15 protein-coding genes are annotated in these 17,425 nt (G+C 56.7%); 1 reads left to right on the top strand and 14 read right to left on the bottom strand.

Translation table 11 applies throughout. The annotated features are described in order from the left end of the window. Positions 1-6 precede the first annotated feature (6 nt). The 14 genes from rlmB to nnr all read right to left on the bottom strand — a co-directional run bounded on the left by rlmB (position 7) and on the right by nnr (position 15,951). Positions 7-738, bottom strand: a complete 732-nt coding sequence (gene rlmB / locus ABLU86_RS17170) for a 23S rRNA (guanosine(2251)-2'-O)-methyltransferase RlmB (protein ID WP_015704174.1) — start codon at positions 736-738, stop codon at positions 7-9. Between the two features lie 76 nt (positions 739-814). Next, on the bottom strand, positions 815-3,256 hold the full coding sequence (rnr, locus tag ABLU86_RS17175; RefSeq protein ID WP_015368626.1) for a ribonuclease R: 2,442 nt from the start codon (positions 3,254-3,256) through the stop codon (positions 815-817). Positions 3,257-3,347: 91 nt separating this feature from the next. Next, on the bottom strand, positions 3,348-3,782 hold the full coding sequence (gene nsrR / locus ABLU86_RS17180; protein WP_015368627.1) for a nitric oxide-sensing transcriptional repressor NsrR: 435 nt from the start codon (positions 3,780-3,782) through the stop codon (positions 3,348-3,350). A 150-nt stretch (positions 3,783-3,932) separates the two neighbouring features. Continuing rightward, positions 3,933-5,231, bottom strand: a complete 1,299-nt coding sequence (locus tag ABLU86_RS17185; protein ID WP_002885665.1) for an adenylosuccinate synthase — start codon at positions 5,229-5,231, stop codon at positions 3,933-3,935. A 103-nt stretch (positions 5,232-5,334) separates the two neighbouring features. Beyond that, on the bottom strand, positions 5,335-5,532 hold the full coding sequence (locus ABLU86_RS17190; RefSeq protein WP_015368629.1) for a DUF2065 domain-containing protein: 198 nt from the start codon (positions 5,530-5,532) through the stop codon (positions 5,335-5,337). 198 nt (positions 5,533-5,730) lie between these two features. Further along, positions 5,731-6,735 (bottom strand): protease modulator HflC, encoded by a 1,005-nt coding sequence (gene hflC / locus ABLU86_RS17195; RefSeq protein ID WP_015368630.1) that lies wholly within the window; start codon positions 6,733-6,735, stop codon positions 5,731-5,733. A 2-nt stretch (positions 6,736-6,737) separates the two neighbouring features. Further along, entirely contained in the window at positions 6,738-8,000 is a 1,263-nt protein-coding gene (gene hflK, locus ABLU86_RS17200) for an FtsH protease activity modulator HflK (protein WP_015368631.1), read from the bottom strand. Positions 8,001-8,058: 58 nt separating this feature from the next. After that, entirely contained in the window at positions 8,059-9,339 is a 1,281-nt protein-coding gene (gene hflX, locus ABLU86_RS17205) for a ribosome rescue GTPase HflX (RefSeq protein ID WP_015368632.1), read from the bottom strand. Positions 9,340-9,414: 75 nt separating this feature from the next. Continuing rightward, the gene (hfq, locus tag ABLU86_RS17210; protein ID WP_015368633.1) at positions 9,415-9,723 is read right to left on the bottom strand and encodes an RNA chaperone Hfq; all 309 of its coding nucleotides are present in this window, start codon (positions 9,721-9,723) and stop codon (positions 9,415-9,417) included. Positions 9,724-9,815: 92 nt separating this feature from the next. After that, on the bottom strand, positions 9,816-10,766 hold the full coding sequence (gene miaA, locus ABLU86_RS17215) for a tRNA (adenosine(37)-N6)-dimethylallyltransferase MiaA (protein WP_015704169.1): 951 nt from the start codon (positions 10,764-10,766) through the stop codon (positions 9,816-9,818). Next, positions 10,759-12,624, bottom strand: coding sequence for a DNA mismatch repair endonuclease MutL (gene mutL, locus ABLU86_RS17220; protein ID WP_204278869.1), 1,866 nt, complete (start codon positions 12,622-12,624; stop codon positions 10,759-10,761). Before mutL ends, miaA begins: the two co-directional genes overlap by 8 nt. A 10-nt stretch (positions 12,625-12,634) precedes the next feature. After that, the gene (gene amiB / locus ABLU86_RS17225; RefSeq protein WP_348796030.1) at positions 12,635-13,987 is read right to left on the bottom strand and encodes an N-acetylmuramoyl-L-alanine amidase AmiB; all 1,353 of its coding nucleotides are present in this window, start codon (positions 13,985-13,987) and stop codon (positions 12,635-12,637) included. A 16-nt stretch (positions 13,988-14,003) separates the two neighbouring features. Beyond that, on the bottom strand, positions 14,004-14,465 hold the full coding sequence (gene tsaE, locus ABLU86_RS17230) for a tRNA (adenosine(37)-N6)-threonylcarbamoyltransferase complex ATPase subunit type 1 TsaE (RefSeq protein ID WP_348796029.1): 462 nt from the start codon (positions 14,463-14,465) through the stop codon (positions 14,004-14,006). Beyond that, the gene (gene nnr, locus ABLU86_RS17235) at positions 14,458-15,951 is read right to left on the bottom strand and encodes a bifunctional ADP-dependent NAD(P)H-hydrate dehydratase/NAD(P)H-hydrate epimerase (protein WP_348796028.1); all 1,494 of its coding nucleotides are present in this window, start codon (positions 15,949-15,951) and stop codon (positions 14,458-14,460) included. The genes tsaE and nnr overlap by 8 nt, the downstream gene beginning before the upstream one ends. A gap of 13 nt (positions 15,952-15,964) precedes the next feature. Between nnr and queG the strand changes: the two genes are divergently transcribed. Next, on the top strand, positions 15,965-17,104 hold the full coding sequence (queG, locus tag ABLU86_RS17240) for a tRNA epoxyqueuosine(34) reductase QueG (RefSeq protein WP_015368639.1): 1,140 nt from the start codon (positions 15,965-15,967) through the stop codon (positions 17,102-17,104). The last annotated feature ends 321 nt before the right edge of the window (positions 17,105-17,425 follow it).

The raw sequence follows: 17,425 nt of genomic DNA on the forward strand, positions 1-17,425 counted from the left end.
GGCGGCTTAGCTGCGCTGGCGCACCGCTTCAAACAGGCAAATACCGGTGGCGACGGAGACATTCAGCGAAGAGACGCTACCCGCCATCGGGATACTGATCAGTTCATCACAATGTTCGCGGGTCAGGCGACGCATACCTTCGCCTTCCGCGCCCATCACCAGCGCCATCGGGCCGGTCATTTTGCTCTGGAACAGCGTATGGTCGGCTTCGCCGGCGGTACCAACGATCCACACGTTTTCTTCCTGCAGCAGACGCATGGTCCGCGCCAGGTTAGTGACGCGGATCAGCGGCACGCTTTCCGCCGCGCCGCAGGCGACTTTCTTCGCCGTAGCGTTGAGCTGAGCGGAACGATCGCGCGGCACGATCACCGCATGCACGCCGGCGGCGTCGGCGCTACGCAGGCAGGCGCCGAGGTTGTGCGGATCGGTGACGCCGTCGAGGATCAGCAGGAACGGTTGATCGAACTGCGCCAGCAGATCCGGCAGATCGTTTTCCTGATACTGACGTCCCGGCTTCACGCGGGCAATGATGCCCTGATGCACCGCGCCTTCGCTTTTCTCATCGAGGAACTGGCGGCTGGCAACCTGAATCACCACGCCCTGCGCTTCAAGGGCATGAATCAGCGGCAGCAGACGCTTATCCTCACGGCCTTTCAGAATAAAAACTTCCTGAAAACGCTCAGGTGCGCGTTCCAGCAGTGCCTGCACCGCATGGATGCCGTAAATCATTTCACTCATTGATGTACTCGTTTTAGGTTCTGTTATCCGCCCCCTTCACCCCACCCCAGCAGGCTTCAGGGTGAAGGGACGTCAATCACTCGGCGTTCTTCTTTTTTGCCGCGCGCTTGGCTTTGGTTGCCGCGGCGATTTTTTGCGTTTTCGCCGACGGCTTTTTCGCTTTCTTCTCGCCTTTCGGTTTGGCTTTAGCTTTCTCTTTTTCCTTGCGGAAGGCGCTATCCGGCTCGAAGTTTACCTGCTTGCCAACCTGGCGACGACGGCCGCCGCCGTTTTTACCCGGCGCGCCCTTCTTCGCTTTTTCGCGTGCGGTTTTGCCGACATTACGCGGGCCGCGTTCACTGGAAATCAGGCTGAAATCAATCTTACGCTCATCCATATTGACCGCTTCGACGCGCACTTCCACGCGGTCGCCCAGGCGGTAAGTCTGGCCGCCGGACTCGCCAATCAGCCGCTGTCCTACCTGGTCGAAGCGATAGTAGTCATTATCCAGCGAGGAGACATGTACCAGACCATCGATAAACAGATCGTTCAGGCGGACGAAGAAGCCAAAGCCGGTGACGCTGGCGATCACGCCGGAGAAGGTGTTGCCCACCTGATCCTGCATGAAGTCGCACTTCAGCCAGTCTGACACTTCACGCGTTGCTTCATCGGCGCGGCGCTCGGTCATCGAGCAGTGCTCGCCCAGCTGCAGCATCTCTTCCATGCTGTAGTGCCAGCCGCCGGTCTCGGTGCTATTGCCTTTATGTCCCTGCTCTTTCGCCAGTAAATACTTAATAGCGCGATGCAGCGACAGGTCAGGATAACGACGGATCGGCGAGGTGAAGTGGGCGTATGACTGCAGCGCCAGGCCGAAGTGGCCGCGGTTTTCCGGATCGTAGACCGCCTGCTTCATAGAACGCAGCAGCATCGTCTGCAGCATTTCCGCATCCGGGCGATCGGCGATGGAAGTCAACAGCTCGGCGTAATCGCGCGGCTCCGGCTTGTTGCCGCCCGGTAGTTCCAGCCCCAGTTCCGCCAGCACGGTACGGAAGGCGGTAATCGCTTCGGTGCTTGGCTTATCGTGAATACGGAACAGCGCCGGCTCCTGCGCTTTCTCAACGAAACGCGCCGCGGAGATGTTCGCCAGGATCATGCACTCTTCAATCAGCTTGTGCGCATCGTTACGCTGAGTCTGTTCAATACGCTCGATACGACGCTCGGCGTTGAAGATGAATTTAGCTTCTTCACTTTCAAATGAGATACCGCCGCGCTCTTCACGGGCGCCATCCAGCACCTTGTAGAGGTTATGCAGCTCTTCAATATGCTTCACCAGCGGCGCATAGTGCTCGCGTAGCTCCTGATCGCCCTGCAGCATATGCCACACCTTGGTATAGGTCAGGCGGGCGTGAGAGCTCATCACCGCTTCATAGAATTTAAAGCCGGTCAGGCGGCCTTTTGACGAGATCGTCATTTCGCAGACCATACACAGGCGATCGACCTGTGGGTTCAGCGAACACAGGCCGTTGGACAGCACCTCTGGCAGCATCGGTACGACCTGCGAAGGGAAGTAGACTGACGTCCCGCGGCTGCGCGCTTCGCCGTCCAGCGGCGTACCGGGGCGCACGTAGTAGCTCACGTCGGCGATAGCCACCCACAGTCGCCAGCCGCCACCGCGTTTTTTCTCGCAATACACCGCGTCATCGAAGTCGCGGGCATCTTCGCCGTCAATAGTGACCAGCGGCAGAGAGCGCAAATCGACGCGCCCGGCTTTCGCCTCTTCTGGCACTTGCTCTTTGAGGCCGGAGACCTGTTTTTCCACCGCCGGCGGCCAGACGTAAGGGATCTCATGGGTACGCAGCGCCATATCAACGGCCATGCCGGTGCCCATGTTGTCGCCCAGCACTTCAACTATTTTGCCGACCGCTTTGGTACGGCGGGTTGGACGCTGGGTCAGCTCGACCACCACCACGTAGCCCATACGCGCGCCCATGATCTCTTCAGGCGGGATCAGGATATCGAAGCTAAGACGGCTGTCATCCGGCACCACGAAGCCTACACCGGCATCGGTGAAATAACGGCCGACGATCTGGCTGGTTTTCGGCACCAGCACGCGAACGATGCGCGCTTCGCGACGCCCCTTACGATCGGCGCCCAACGGCTGGGCCAGCACCTGATCGCCATGGATACACATTTTCATCTGCTCAGATGAAAGATACAGGTCGTCTTTACGCCCTTCGACGCGTAAAAAGCCGTAGCCGTCGCGGTGGCCAATAACGACGCCTTTGACTAAATCGAGACGTTCCGGCAGCGCATAGCACTGACGGCGAGTAAACACCAACTGGCCATCGCGTTCCATTGCACGCAGGCGACGACGTAGCGCTTCGGTTTGTTCTTCGCCCTCGATATTTAACTCAATCGCCAGCTCATCACGGCTGGCCGGTTTTTCGCGTTTGGTTAAATGTTCGAGGATAAATTCCCGGCTCGGGATTGGATTCGCGTACTTCTCAGCTTCGCGTTCCTGGAATGGATCTTGTGACATATCGGTTCCTCCGTTGTCATCTCCGATGAAAGTCTCTGGGTGGCGCACGCCGCCGCTTTGTGAGTTCTCTTTACGCTGCGGCGCGAATCACTCAGCGCTTTTCTTCCACCAGTAATAATTTATATAGCGGTTGATTCTTTTCAACCAAATCGGCCAGCGTGTAGTTATCCAGTTCCTTCAGGAAACTTTGCGCGGCTTCGGCAAGTGCCTGTTTCAGGCGGCAAGCGGGAGTAATGTGGCAAAATTCGCTGCTGCAATTCACCAGCGATAGCGGCTCAAGATCGCGCACAACATCACCCACGCGAATCATTTTAGCTGGCTTGCCAAGGCGAATCCCCCCATTCTTTCCCCGCACGGCCGTCACGTAGCCAGCACGGCTTAACTGATTGATTATTTTGACCATATGATTACGGGAAACGCCATAGACATCCGTCACCTCGGAAATACTGGTCATTCGGTCATCCGGCAACGACGCCATATAAATCAGCGCACGTAATCCATAATCGGTGAAACTCGTTAACTGCACATCAACCTCAGGGTAAGGGGAAAGCGGTGAATCCGCGGGTATTAACTCTATTGATGATAAACCAGCCAGCGCTCAGGCCGCTAATTTATTTGAAATGGGGCGGGCGAACTGCAAAAACAAGGGCGCCCGAACGGCGCCCCTGGATGATGATTACGCGTCGAACGGGTCGCGCAGAATCATAGTCTCAGTACGGTCAGGACCGGTAGAGATGATATCAACCGGCACGCCGGTCAGCTCTTCAATACGCTGGATATAGTTCAGCGCTGCCTGCGGCAGACCGCTGCGCTCTTTCACGCCGAAGGTGGTTTCGGACCAACCCGGCATGGTTTCGTAGATAGGCTCGATACCTTCCCAGTTGTCGGCAGCCAGCGGAGTGGTGGTCACTTCACGGCCGTCCGGCATACGGTAGCCGACGCAGATTTTCACTTCTTTCAGGCCGTCCAGGACGTCCAGTTTGGTCAGGCAGAAGCCGGACAGGGAGTTAATCTGCACCGCGCGGCGTACCGCGACAGCGTCCAGCCAGCCGGTACGACGACGACGGCCGGTAGTGGCGCCGAATTCGTTACCCTGCTTGCACAGGAACTCGCCGGTTTCATCAAACAGCTCGGTCGGGAACGGACCCGCGCCTACACGAGTAGAGTAAGCTTTGATGATACCCAGAACGTAATCCACATAACGCGGGCCCAGGCCGGAGCCGGTCGCCACGCCACCAGCAGTGGTGTTGGAGGAAGTTACATACGGATAGGTACCGTGGTCGATATCCAGCAGCGTGCCCTGCGCGCCTTCGAACATCACGAAGTCGCCGCGCTGACGCGCCTGATCCAGCAGATCGGAGACGTCAACGACCATGCTGGTCAGGATGTCGGCAATCGCCATCACATCGTCCAGCACTTTTTGATAGTCGACCGCTTCTGCTTTATAGAAGTTCACCAACTGGAAGTTGTGATATTCCATCACTTCTTTCAGTTTGTCAGCGAAGGTAGCTTTATCAAACAGGTCGCCAACGCGCAGGCCGCGACGGGCGACTTTATCTTCGTAAGCCGGGCCGATACCGCGACCGGTTGTACCGATAGCTTTCGCACCGCGTGCTTTCTCACGCGCAACATCCAGCGCAACGTGATAGTCGAGAATAAGCGGACAGGCTTCGGACAGCAGCAGACGCTCACGAACAGGGATACCACGGTCTTCCAGACCTTTCATCTCTTTCATCAGCGCAGCCGGAGACAGCACAACACCGTTACCGATGATGCTGGTTACATTCTCACGGAGAATACCTGATGGAATAAGATGGAGGACGGTTTTTTCACCGTTGATTACGAGAGTATGGCCTGCGTTATGGCCACCCTGGTAGCGCACAACATATTTAGCCCGTTCAGTCAGGAGATCGACGATCTTCCCTTTACCTTCGTCACCCCATTGGGTGCCCAGTACGACGACGTTGTTACCCATTTTTTCAAAATCACCGTTTGCTTAAAAATGGATTCTACCATCGCTTTTTCAGAGTTACAGCACTTTTTGCACTCAAAATGAGGGTAATACGATTGTTTTTTGATCAGCCAATCGATTTCCTCAACATGTAGTAGATGACGATACCAGCTACCACAAGACCGCCGCCAAAGCGACGCAATAAATTATCCGGCAGTTGGCTCATGGTCGCTACCATCTTGCGCCAGGCACGGGGATAAAGCAGTGGGCCAAGACCTTCGAGAACTAAAACCAGCGCCAGTGCCAGCCAAATTGTTGCATTCATTATTGATGACCCTTATCGAAAAACAAAACCGCCGCCAGTTTGGCGCCGGTGAGTATTACCGCAAAACCCTTTTCTTTCTTCACATTCTCCGGCATTTCATAGGCTATATGAAACCACTAGCTGAGAGAAAAATCACAATCTATGGCATGAAAAAAGGCGCCTCTTGCAAGGCGCCTTCTGATTTCACACTGACCCGGCTTATTTACGCACAGAATCCGGTGACTTCATGTAACGGAAGAAATCGCTATCCGGGCTGAGGACCATCACGTCCTGGTTGCTCTGGAAGCTCTTCTCATAGGCGCGCAGGCTACGGATAAAGGCATAGAAGCCCGGATCCTGACTGAATGCATCGGCAAACAGTTTTGCCGACTCGGCATCGCCTTCACCGCGCAGAATACGCCCTTGACGCTCGGCTTCCGCCAGGGTCTTGGTCACTTCATAGTCCGCGGTCGCGCGCAGTTTTTCCGCTTCTTCCTGACCTTGTGAACGATGGCGACGAGCAACCGCTTCACGCTCGGCGCGCATACGGTTGTAGATCGCTTCAGACACTTCAGCCGGCAGGTTGATCTGCTTGATACGTACGTCAACGACTTCAATACCCAGCGCCGCCATACTGTTCGGGTTGATTACCTGAACCTTACCGTTAGTTTCAGCTTCTACACGCTCTGCCGCTTTAGCGATAGCGTCATCGGCTGCCGGCGTCGAGACTTCATCTTCTGTACCTGCAGAACCGGAGTTCAGCGCATCACGCACTTCCAGGGTCAAACGACCGCGGGAATCAGTCACGATGTCTTTCACGTCCAGACGACCAATCTCAGAGCGCAGACGGTCAGAGAACTTACGCTTCAGCAGAACTTCGGCCTGGGAGACGTCGCCGCCGCCGGTCGCCAGATAGTAACGACTGAAGTCACTGATGCGCCACTTGATATAGGAGTCGACGATCAGGTCTTTCTTCTCTTTAGTAACAAAGCGGTCAGCCTGGTTGTCCATGGTCTGGATACGCGCATCCAGCATTTTCACGGATTCAATAAACGGGATCTTGAAGTGCAGACCCGGCGCATACACCAGCGGCTTGTTCTCATCGTCGCGCAGAACTTTGCCAAAGCGCAGCGTAATGCCACGCTCGCCTTCTTTCACCACGAAGACAGACATGTAGAGCACTACCAGCACGACGACAATGATCGCGATAACAGATTTACGCATCGTTATTCCCCCTGACGCTGGTAGTCGTTACGCTGCGCGTTGGCGCGGCGTTGGTCCATAATGGTACCCCCGGTTGAACTCGAGGTTGATGAGGTGCTGGCGCTGCTTGAGCTGGACGCAGGCGGCAGGCGCAGCAGATCGCTTGCGCCACTGCTATCGCTCTTTGCCGGCGCACCAGTGGCGCCTTTCAGCATCTGATCCAACGGCAGCACCATCAGGTTGCCGCCCTTGCTGTCATTAACCAGCACTTTGCGGGTATGGCTCAGCACTTTTTCCATGGTTTCGATATACAGACGCTCGCGGGTAATTTCCGGCGCGGCTTTATATTCCGGCAGGATCTTCGCAAAGCGAGCGACTTCACCCTGTGCTTCCAGTACGGTCTGGGTTTTATACGCACGCGCCTCTTCGAGGATACGCTGCGCCTGACCGTTCGCACGCGGCTGAACTTCGTTGGTATAAGCTTCCGCTTCGCGGATGTACTGCTGCTCGTTCTCACGCGCGGCAATGGCATCATCAAACGCGGCCTTCACCTCTTCCGGCGGACGCGCCGTCTGGAAGTTGACGTCCAGCAGGGTAATACCCATGTTGTACGGACGAATGGTCTCTTCCAGCTCGCGCTGGGTATCGCTACGGATAACGGTACGACCTTCGGTCAGGATACGGTCCATGGTGTACTTACCGATGACGCCGCGCAGGGCGCTGTCGGTGGCCTGACGCAGACTATCGTCGGCGCTGGTCACGCTAAACAGGTAGCGCTCCGGATCGGTCACCCGGTACTGTACGTTCATCTCAACGCGCACGACGTTCTCATCGGAAGTCAGCATCACACCAGATGCGGCCAGCTCACGAACCGACTCGACGTTCACCGCTTGCACATTATCGACAAAGGTTGGCTTCCAGTTCAGACCTGGCTCAACCAGATGGCTGAACTTGCCAAAGCGTGTCACCACACCACGTTCCGCTTCCTTGATGGTATAGAAACCGCTGGCTGCCCAGATAATCACCGCCGCTGCAGCAACGATGCCGACAATGCGCCCGCCCATCGGGCCGCGCGGCCCCTGCGTCACATTACCGCCACCCTGGCCGCCTTTACCGCCGCCGAGACCGCCAAGTTTTTTGCTTAACTTGCGGAAGATATCATCCAGATCGGGCGGCCCCTGATCGCGACCGCCTTTGTTGCCATTTCCCTCAGAGTTGCCGCCATTCTTGCTGCTTCCCCACGGGTCGCGGTCCTGTCCGTTATTACCGGGCTGATTCCACGCCATGTATATGCTCCATATTTGTTTTTGATATCCCCACAGGGGTTAATATCTTCAGGCCAGGTCAAACCACGTAGTCGACCAACGCAGGCTCTTGTTTGCAGAGGCGACGCCAGTCCACGATGGGCATGCGCACTTGCAGGCTTACGCTGCCGTCATCCTCCATCCACTCTTTTTCTATCGCCTGAAGCTGATAGAACCGGCTTCTCAGACGACCTTCCTGCGGTGGTAAACGCAGCGTATGCTGAGCCACTTCGCCGGAAAGACGTTCTGTTAACGCCTGAAAAAGCAGTGGTACGCCAACTCCGGTCTGGGCGGAGAGCCAGACCCGAATCGGTTTATTCTCTTCATCCCGATCGATGCGCGGTTCAAAATCGTCAAGCACATCGATTTTGTTCATCACCAGCAATGACGGGATTTCATCGGCCTCGATTTCAGCAAGGACCGTATTTACTGCATCAATATTTTCCTGCACGCGGACATCCGCCGCGTCGATAACGTGCAGCAGCAGCGTCGCCTGACGCGTCTCCTGCAGCGTCGCTTTAAACGCCGCCACCAAATCGTGCGGCAGATGACGAATAAAGCCTACGGTGTCAGCCAGTACCGTTTCGCCGACGTCGGTGACGTTAATGCGGCGCAGCGTTGGGTCCAGGGTGGCGAACAGTTGGTCCGCGGCATAGACTTCCGCTTCGGTTATCTGGTTGAACAGCGTTGATTTTCCGGCGTTGGTATATCCCACCAGCGAGACGGTAGGGATATCGGCCTTAGCGCGTGACCGCCGACCTTGCTCGCGCTGCTTTTCTACTTTTTCCAGTCGCGACAGGATCTGCATAATACGGTTACGCAGCAATCGACGGTCGGTTTCGAGCTGGGTTTCACCCGGTCCGCGCAAACCAATCCCGCCCTTCTGCCTTTCAAGGTGGGTCCAGCCGCGTACCAGACGGGTGGCCAGATGGCGCAGCTGCGCCAGCTCAACCTGCAGTTTCCCTTCGTGGGTACGCGCTCGCTGGGCAAAAATATCTAAAATCAGACCGGTGCGATCGATAACCCGGCATTCGCAAAGCTGCTCCAGGTTACGTTCCTGGGCCGGACTCAAGGCATGATCGAACAGCACGACCGAGGCGCCGGTCGCTTTTACGGCTTCCGCAATTTCAACAGCCTTACCTTCACCAACAAAATACTTCGGGTGCGGTGCTTTACGGCTACCGGTAATCACCTGCATTGCTTCGACACCGGCGGAAGAGACCAGGGATTCAAACTCCTGGAGATCCTCCATATCTTTGTCTTGCGAAAAATAGATGTGTACCAGTACCGCCTGCTCACCGGCATCATAACGGTCAAACAAGCGTAAACCCCTTATAAAATACCAGCGGGGAACGCAGAAAACCTGGCTCCCCGACGTGGAAAAACAGCATTAGCCTTATTCGGCGTCGTCGCTGTCTTGCTGCGGCGCAGAAGAACCTTGCGCGCTACCACCGTGGTGATAGTTGTTTGCACCGCCGCCAGCATTATTGCTGTGGTGAGACACCGGACGGGACGGAACAACAGTAGAAATTGCGTGCTTATAGACCATCTGGCTGACCGTGTTCTTCAACAGGATCACGAACTGATCGAAAGACTCAATTTGCCCTTGCAGCTTAATACCATTCACCAAATAAATAGAAACCGGAACACGTTCCCGACGCAAAGCGTTCAGGAACGGATCTTGTAAAGATTGCCCCTTAGCCATTCTCTCTTTTCCTTATATGTATGCTTGTTTTGTACTCAGAACCTTACGATTCTTAAAAAAAATTACGCACGATACCGTTCAATTGTACACGTTCAGTTCTGGCTAGCACCAACAACCTGTAATACTTTGTTGAGCGCTTGTTCAGGTTGCTCACTGTCTAACCAGTGAACATCTTCCCAACCACGCAGCCAGGTGACCTGACGTTTAGCTAACTGTCTCGTCGCGCAAACACCTCGATAAACCATTTCATCATACGGGACCTCGCCTTCAAGGTATGACCACATCTGGCGGTATCCGACACAACGAATGGAAGGCATATCCGTATGCAAATCTCCACGGGCAAATAGCGCCCGCACTTCTGCTTCAAAACCTGAAGCCAACATCTGATGAAAACGCTGCTCAATGCGTTGATGTAGCAGTTCACGGCTCGCCGGGGCGATGGCGAACTGATGCACCTGATACGGCAGAGCCTCTCCTGACGTTTGCGTCAGTTCCGTTAAAGTTTTACCCGAAATGAAAAAAACTTCCAGTGCTCGGGAAAGTCTTTGCGGATCATTTGGATGAATACGCGCGGCGGCCACGGGATCGATGTCCTGTAACTGCCGGTGCAATGCGTGCCACCCCTGCTCTGCTGCTTGTTGCTCAATTCTGGCCCTGACTGCGGGATCCGCCGAAGGCAGCGGCGATAACCCTTCCAACAACGCTTTGAAGTACAACATTGTTCCGCCGACCAGCAGCGGGATGCGCCCGGCGGCGACGATATCCGCCATTTCCGCCAACGCATCGCGGCGAAAATCCGCCGCCGAGTACGACTCTGCCGGATCAAGGATATCCAGCAACCGATGCGGCGCAGCGCTAAGCTCCGCGGCATCGGGTTTGGCCGTGCCGATATCCATTCCTCGATAGATGAGGGCGGAATCGACGCTAATCAACTCTACGGGCAAAACTTTACGCAAGGCGATAGCTAATGCGGTTTTACCGGAGGCCGTCGGCCCCATTAAAAAAATTGCCTTAGGCAGGCTCGCCTCAGTTACATCACTCATCTTTCAGGGCTGTCATCGCCGAATGTAAATCAACAGGTTGTAACAGACCACCCGGCGGCGCTTTAATCAGCTGCGGACATAAACGCTCAACGTCCGCCAGCACGGAAATCGCCTGCGCCATACTCCACTGCGCGTGCTCGCTCGTCAGATTACGCGCCGTCCACTGGGCAATGTCGCCGACGTCGAATGCCGTTAGCTGCGCCAGGTAGCCTATCAGTTCAGGAATCAAGATTTGTAAATTTTGTTGTCTTAAGGGTAAAGGCACCGCGCGGACCGTCACGTGCTGAGCATCTGCTTGTAAATCGATACCCAATTGCGCCAGCGCCGGCTGCGCCTTTTCCAGCGCCTTACGTTCTGCTTCGCTCACTTTAAGACGTAGCGGGATCAGCAGCGGCTGCGCGCAAACCGCTTCCGCGCCCGGCGTTAGCTGCGCCTGACGCAGCCAGCGCTCCGCCACCGGCAGCGCCAGCAACGCCAATGTGCCGCCGCGCTCGAGCAGCGCGCAATCGCTGCCGATAATAGTCAGCACCCGGCCAAAGCTTTGGCTGTGGGCTGCCAGGCTTTCCGCAGGCGCCGGCGCAACGGGCTGCTTTTCCACCGCCGGGGTTTGCAGCAGTTGACGGTAAAGCACCCCCTGCTGTTTTTGGTAACCCGGCTGCGCGTGGGGCCAGCTGGCGCCGCCTGCACTATAGCCGCCGCCAGAGGCGGCAGGTTCGCGCGGCGCGCGGGTATCATAACCCGCCGCCGGTTCCCGGGCAGGCGATGGGCGAGCGAAATGGTTAGCGCCTGCCGCTACGCGGTTTTCCGGCACCTGCCGCGGCGCGGGAGCTTCGTCTTCTTCCACCAGCGGCGCATCCAGTTGCTGCTGCAGCACGCTCAGTACGCCTTGATAGATAAAATCATGCACCAGCCGCGATTGATGGAAACGTACTTCGTGCTTCGCCGGATGCACGTTGACATCAACCTGATGCGGGTCAATCTCCAGATACAGCACAAACGCCGGCTGCTGGTCAGCGCCCAGCTTGTCTTCACAGGCCTGGCGAATGGCATGGTTGATCAGCCGGTCGCGCATCATACGCCCGTTGACGTAGCAGTACTGGATTTCCGCTAATGCCGGATTGGTATGCAACGGATCGGCAACCCAGCCGCGCAGCGTCAGATCGCCATGCTGCCACTCAATGGCCAACGCGTGTTCCAGAAACGCCGCGCCGCAAATCGAGCCGAGGCGGCGTTCACGCTGGCCGCCTTCCGCCACTGCGCGATACTGGCGCATCATTTTGCCGTTATGGCTGAGATTAATCGTTACATCGAAACGCGCCAGCGCGATGCGGCGGACGATTTCATCAATATGATTAAACTCGGTTTTTTCGGTACGCATGAACTTGCGCCGCGCGGGGGTGTTGTAAAACAGATCCAGGACTTCCAGCGTGGTGCCTATCGGATGCGCCGCCGGTTTCACCGTCACTGCCTGGTCGCGCCCTTCAGCATAAGCCTGCCATGCCTCGTGCTGCTCCGCGGTACGCGAAGTCAGCGTCAGGCGGGCGACGGAACTGATACTGGCCAACGCTTCGCCGCGAAAGCCAAGGCTGATGATCGCCTCAAGGTCATCCAGCGAGGCGATTTTACTGGTGGCGTGACGAGCCAGCGCCAGCGCCAGCTCATCTTTTTTGATCCCACAGCCGTTATCGCGAATACGGATAAGCTTCGCGCCCCCGCGTTCGATATCAATGTCGATACGGGTTGCGCCGGCATCAAGGCTGTTCTCAACCAGCTCCTTCACTACCGACGCCGGACGTTCCACCACCTCGCCAGCGGCAATCTGGTTGGCGAGCTGCGGCGGTAGAACCTGAATCGGCATGACCTTCTCCTTAGTTAATCAACGTCCCGCCAGGCGAACTGGCGCTGGCGGTTTGCGCAGCCGTGCCGCGCGGCGCTGATTGCAGCGGGTGCTGCATATAATAGTTACGCAGCCCTTTATAAATCGCCTCTGCAATCTGCTGTTGGTAATCATCGCTACCCAGCAGGCGCTCTTCGCCGTTATTACTAATAAAGCCGGTTTCGACGAGGATCGACGGAATATCCGGCGAGCGCAGAACGCCAAGGCTGGCATGCTCCGGGCGGCGTTTATGGAGATTACCGACCCGCTGCAGCTGGCTTAGTACATCCGTCGCCACATCATAACCGACGCGCTGGGAATGGCCGAACTGTAAATCCAGCACCGCCTGGCTCAGATAAGGATCCGACTGACTATTTGCCAGCACGTCGCCCGCACCGCCCAAAAGTTCGGATTGTTTCTCATGCTGTTCTAGCCAGCCGGCCATTTCGCTATTCGCGCGGCGGTTAGAGAGCACCCACACCGATGCGCCGGTCGCGTCGCGGTTCGGGGCCGCATCGGCATGGATAGAGACAAGGAAATTGGCGTTTTGTTTGCGCGCCACGTCCGAACGCCCCATAACCGAGATGAAGTAGTCGCCGTTGCGGGTTAGCACCGGTTTAAACTGCGGATCGTCGTTGAGCAACGCCCGTAGTTTATGGGCGATAGCAATCGTGACGTTTTTCTCTTTGGTGCCGCCCGGTCCGATGGCGCCAGGATCCTGGCCGCCGTGACCGGCATCAATGGCGATAATAATTTTATCGTCAGAAGAGACGGTACGCGCCGCCGGACGGCTGATGGTCTGGTTGTTGGTCATCGCCGGCTGACTGCTGGTCACCACCGTGGTTCTGTCGCTGCCAGAGTTTTTAAACGGATTGCGCGGCGGCGCGCTCGGACGCGACGCCACTACCGGCGCTTCGACCCGTTTCGCTATCACTGGCGGCGGCGGAGGTGGCGGCGGCACATCGGCGTTAATGGTAAAGACGACGGTATAGTTGGCGCCATTTTGCTGCTTCACCGCCCGCGTTTTACCATCTTCCGTCAGATCGACCAACAGACGCAGCGATTGCGTATCCTGAGGCGAGCCGGAACGAATGCTCTTGACCAGATTATTACCGCTAAACTGCAGCGGCAGCCCCTGAAGTACGCCGGTTTGTTTGATATCCAACGCCACCGCCCGCTTACCTTGCGGGGTGAAAGAATATTCAGGATCGCCGACAAAACTTAGCGTGATGCGGGCCTGCCGATCGCCGTTTGAGACCTGGATATCGGATAAACTTGCCGCGGATGCCTGAGTGCCGAGCAGCATCAGAGCGGCGGCCAGCCAACTGGTTATACGATACTTCATCCCGTCATCCTTTAGGCTAAATGGCTAAACGCGCCAATAAAGACTCACCCAATGAAGAGACCGCCGTTACGCGCGCCTCACGCCCTTGCGCCTGATAATCCAGGTGAATTTCGACATCCGGGTCAGGCAGTACACCCGCGCCTTGTTGCGGCCATTCTACCAGGCAGATGGCATCGTTAGCGAAGTAATCGCGGATCCCCATAAATTCGAGCTCCTCAGGATCCGCCAGCCGGTAGAGGTCGAAGTGATACACCATCAGATTGTCGAGGGTGTAAGGCTCCACCAGCGTATACGTTGGGCTTTTGACATTGCCGCGGTGGCCAAGGACCTGCAGAAAACCGCGGCTGAAGGTGGTTTTACCCGCGCCTAAATCGCCATACAGATAGATAACCGTCGCGCCGCTACAGGCCTGCGCTACGCGGTTGCCAAGGTCTAATGTCGCCTGCTCGTCGGGTAAAGGAATCACACGGTTAATCATGGTCTAGGTCAATCACATCCGGGTTAACAACACGCCTCAGCGTGCAAAAAAGATCGGTCGCCAGCATCCCGCGGGCGCCATCTCTGGCGGCCAGCCGGTCTGCGGCTTCGCCGTGCGCCACGCAGCCTGCGCAAGCGGCATCATATGGGGTCAGCCCCTGTCCCAACAGCGCGGCGATAATGCCGGTGAGCACATCGCCCATCCCGCCGCTGGCCATTCCGGGATTACCGGCATCAATGATACCGATTTCCCCCGCGTTATTCGCCACGACGGTTCCTGCGCCTTTTAGCACCACCACGCCGCCATACCGTTTTACCAGACGTTGTACAGAATGTAAGCGATCGCTTTCAACTTCTGCCACGCTGATATTCAATAAACGGGCGGCTTCGCCAGGATGCGGGGTTAACACGCGATTGTGACGTTTATCGGGATTGATTGCCAGCAGGTTCAACGCGTCGGCATCCCAGACCATCGGTTTGCGAAAATTCTCTACCTGCCGCAGCGCCGCTTTACCCCATTCGCTTTGCCCAAGACCGGGACCAATCGCCACGACATCCGCCCACTCCAGGCTCTCGGCAAGAGAGTCACCGTTCAGCTCATGGACCATCAATTCCGGTCTGGCAGTCACAATGCCCGCGATATTTTCCGCCCTGGTCAGCACGCGTACTAAACCCGCGCCGGCACGCAGCGCGGCCTCACCTGCCATACGAATGGCGCCAGCGGTGCCACGATCGCCGCCGATAATCACCAGCCGACCATGCGAGCCTTTATGCGACGTCGGGCGACGCGGCGGCAACCAGCCTGCCAGTTGCGCTGCGGAAAAACGGCGAATAGCGGTGTTTTGCCCGGCAAGCCAGCGCTCCAGCCCGAGCGCATGATGATGTAAGCGCCCGACGACGTCGCGGGCGTTGCCGGTCAGTAGTCCGGGTTTTAGCGCGATAAACGTCAGGGTATGGGCGGCGTGGATTACCGCGCCAGGCGTCGCGCCGGTTTGCGCGTTCAGCCCGGAGGGGATATCAAGCGCAATAACCGGCGCGGGATAGGCATTTGCCAGTTCAATCAGCCCGGCGACGTTAGCGCGCGGCGCGCTATGCAGGCCGGTGCCGAGCAGCCCGTCAATAATCAATGAGATATCATCCGGCCAGGCGCTATCGGCGGCGTGGATGACGCCGCCGGCATTGAGCCACTCTTCCCGCGCGGCCTGCGCCTCTTCCGGCAGCGGCTTATCGCTTTCCAGCGCCAGTAGCGTTACCGCGATGCCCTGCGCCTGCGCCAGTCGCGCGACGACATAGCCGTGGCCGCAAAGAATCAACCAGTGCTGGCTGGCGGGATAAAGGCTGCGGGCCAGTTGAAACGCCGCCTCGCCGGCACGCCGCATCAATTCAAAAAGCGTCAGCCCGAGACTATCCGCCGCCTCTCTTTCCGCCTGGCGCAGCGTCTCCGCTGGCCATACGATGTGTGGTATACTGTCAGGGTTTTTCGTCATTGTATGGTCCATCATGTCACAGCCCCTCGATCTCAATCATTTAGCGCAACAAATCAAACAATGGGGCACCGAGCTTGGCTTCCAGCAGGTCGGTATTACCGATACCGATCTCAGCGCCAGCGAACCTAAACTACAGGCATGGCTGGATAAACAATACCATGGCGAAATGGAATGGATGGCTCGCCACGGCATGATGCGCGCCCGGCCGCATGAACTGCTGCCCGGTACGCTACGCGTGATTAGCGTGCGCATGAACTACCTGCCCGCCAATGCTGCTTTCGCCAGCACTCTGAAAGATCCCACGCTGGGTTACGTCAGCCGTTATGCCCTGGGGCGTGATTATCATAAGCTGCTACGTAACCGCCTGAAAAAACTCGGCGAGATGATTCAGGAACAGTGTGCTTCGCTCAATTTTAGACCGTTTGTCGATTCCGCGCCTATCCTGGAGCGGCCAATCGCTGAAAAAGCGGGCCTTGGCTGGACAGGTAAGCACTCACTTATCTTAAGCCGCGAGGCCGGATCGTTTTTCTTCCTCGGCGAGCTGCTTATTGATCTTCCGCTACCGGTAGACCAGCCGGTTGCCGAAGAGTGCGGACGCTGTGTCGCCTGTATGACTATCTGCCCCACCGGCGCCATCGTCGAGCCCTATACCGTTGACGCGCGACGCTGCATCTCCTATCTGACCATCGAGCTGGAAGGCGCCATCCCGGAAGAATTTCGTCCGCTTATCGGCAACCGTATTTACGGCTGCGATGATTGCCAGTTGATATGTCCGTGGAACCGTTTTTCGCAGCTCACCGATGAAGAGGACTTCAGCCCGCGTAAAGCGCTACATGCGCCGCAGCTGATTGAGCTGTTCGCCTGGAGCGAAGCCTGGTTCCTGAAAGTCACTGAGGGATCGGCGATACGCCGTATCGGTCACTTACGCTGGTTACGCAATATCGCCGTCGCGCTCGGTAATGCTCCCTGGAATGAAGCCAATCTGGTCGCGCTGGAAAGTCGCCGAGGTGAGCACCCACTTCTCGATGAACACATTGAATGGGCGGTTGCGCAGCAGATCGAAAAGCGAAACGCCAACGTTATCGAAGTGCAGTTGCCGCAGAAATTACGCCTGGTCAGGGTGGTCGAGAAAGGATTACCGCGCGACGCCTGATTCATTCACAGGCTGTGAATAAAAACAAAAACACATTGCGTTTCAACGGGCAGACGTACGTCAAGTGATCGAATTAACAGTTTGAAATGAAATTTAAATGTTAAATTTCAATCAGATACGACAATACTATTTACAAAGTGAAGCATTTATCGCGCCGTCAGCCAAACGACAGCCTGTGGATAACTCTGTTTACAGTATTTTTGGATAGGCAATGAAAATCATCCCCGGCGCGATTTCGCACTGTGGATAAACTGGATAAAGGAAGAAATTTGGAGCGGGAAACGAGACTCGAACTCGCGACCCCGACCTTGGCAAGGTCGT

Origin of the sequence: Klebsiella sp. JN_Kp121 (assembly GCF_040062145.1) — a bacterium.
Taxonomy (GTDB): Bacteria; Pseudomonadota; Gammaproteobacteria; order Enterobacterales; family Enterobacteriaceae; genus Klebsiella; species Klebsiella aerogenes.

Coding starts and splice junctions, on each gene's coding strand:
- nnr (WP_348796028.1), bottom strand. CDS start 15,951: ATGACGAAAAACCCTGACAGTATACCACACATCGTATGGCCAGCGGAG.
- hflC (WP_015368630.1), bottom strand. CDS start 6,735: ATGCGTAAATCTGTTATCGCGATCATTGTCGTCGTGCTGGTAGTGCTC.
- mutL (WP_204278869.1), bottom strand. CDS start 12,624: ATGCCGATTCAGGTTCTACCGCCGCAGCTCGCCAACCAGATTGCCGCT.
- rlmB (WP_015704174.1), bottom strand. CDS start 738: ATGAGTGAAATGATTTACGGCATCCATGCGGTGCAGGCACTGCTGGAA.
- ABLU86_RS17190 (WP_015368629.1), bottom strand. CDS start 5,532: ATGAATGCAACAATTTGGCTGGCACTGGCGCTGGTTTTAGTTCTCGAA.
- amiB (WP_348796030.1), bottom strand. CDS start 13,987: ATGAAGTATCGTATAACCAGTTGGCTGGCCGCCGCTCTGATGCTGCTC.
- miaA (WP_015704169.1), bottom strand. CDS start 10,766: ATGAGTGATGTAACTGAGGCGAGCCTGCCTAAGGCAATTTTTTTAATG.
- ABLU86_RS17185 (WP_002885665.1), bottom strand. CDS start 5,231: ATGGGTAACAACGTCGTCGTACTGGGCACCCAATGGGGTGACGAAGGT.
- tsaE (WP_348796029.1), bottom strand. CDS start 14,465: ATGATTAACCGTGTGATTCCTTTACCCGACGAGCAGGCGACATTAGAC.
- rnr (WP_015368626.1), bottom strand. CDS start 3,256: ATGTCACAAGATCCATTCCAGGAACGCGAAGCTGAGAAGTACGCGAAT.
- hfq (WP_015368633.1), bottom strand. CDS start 9,723: ATGGCTAAGGGGCAATCTTTACAAGATCCGTTCCTGAACGCTTTGCGT.
- hflK (WP_015368631.1), bottom strand. CDS start 8,000: ATGGCGTGGAATCAGCCCGGTAATAACGGACAGGACCGCGACCCGTGG.
- queG (WP_015368639.1), top strand. CDS start 15,965: ATGTCACAGCCCCTCGATCTCAATCATTTAGCGCAACAAATCAAACAA.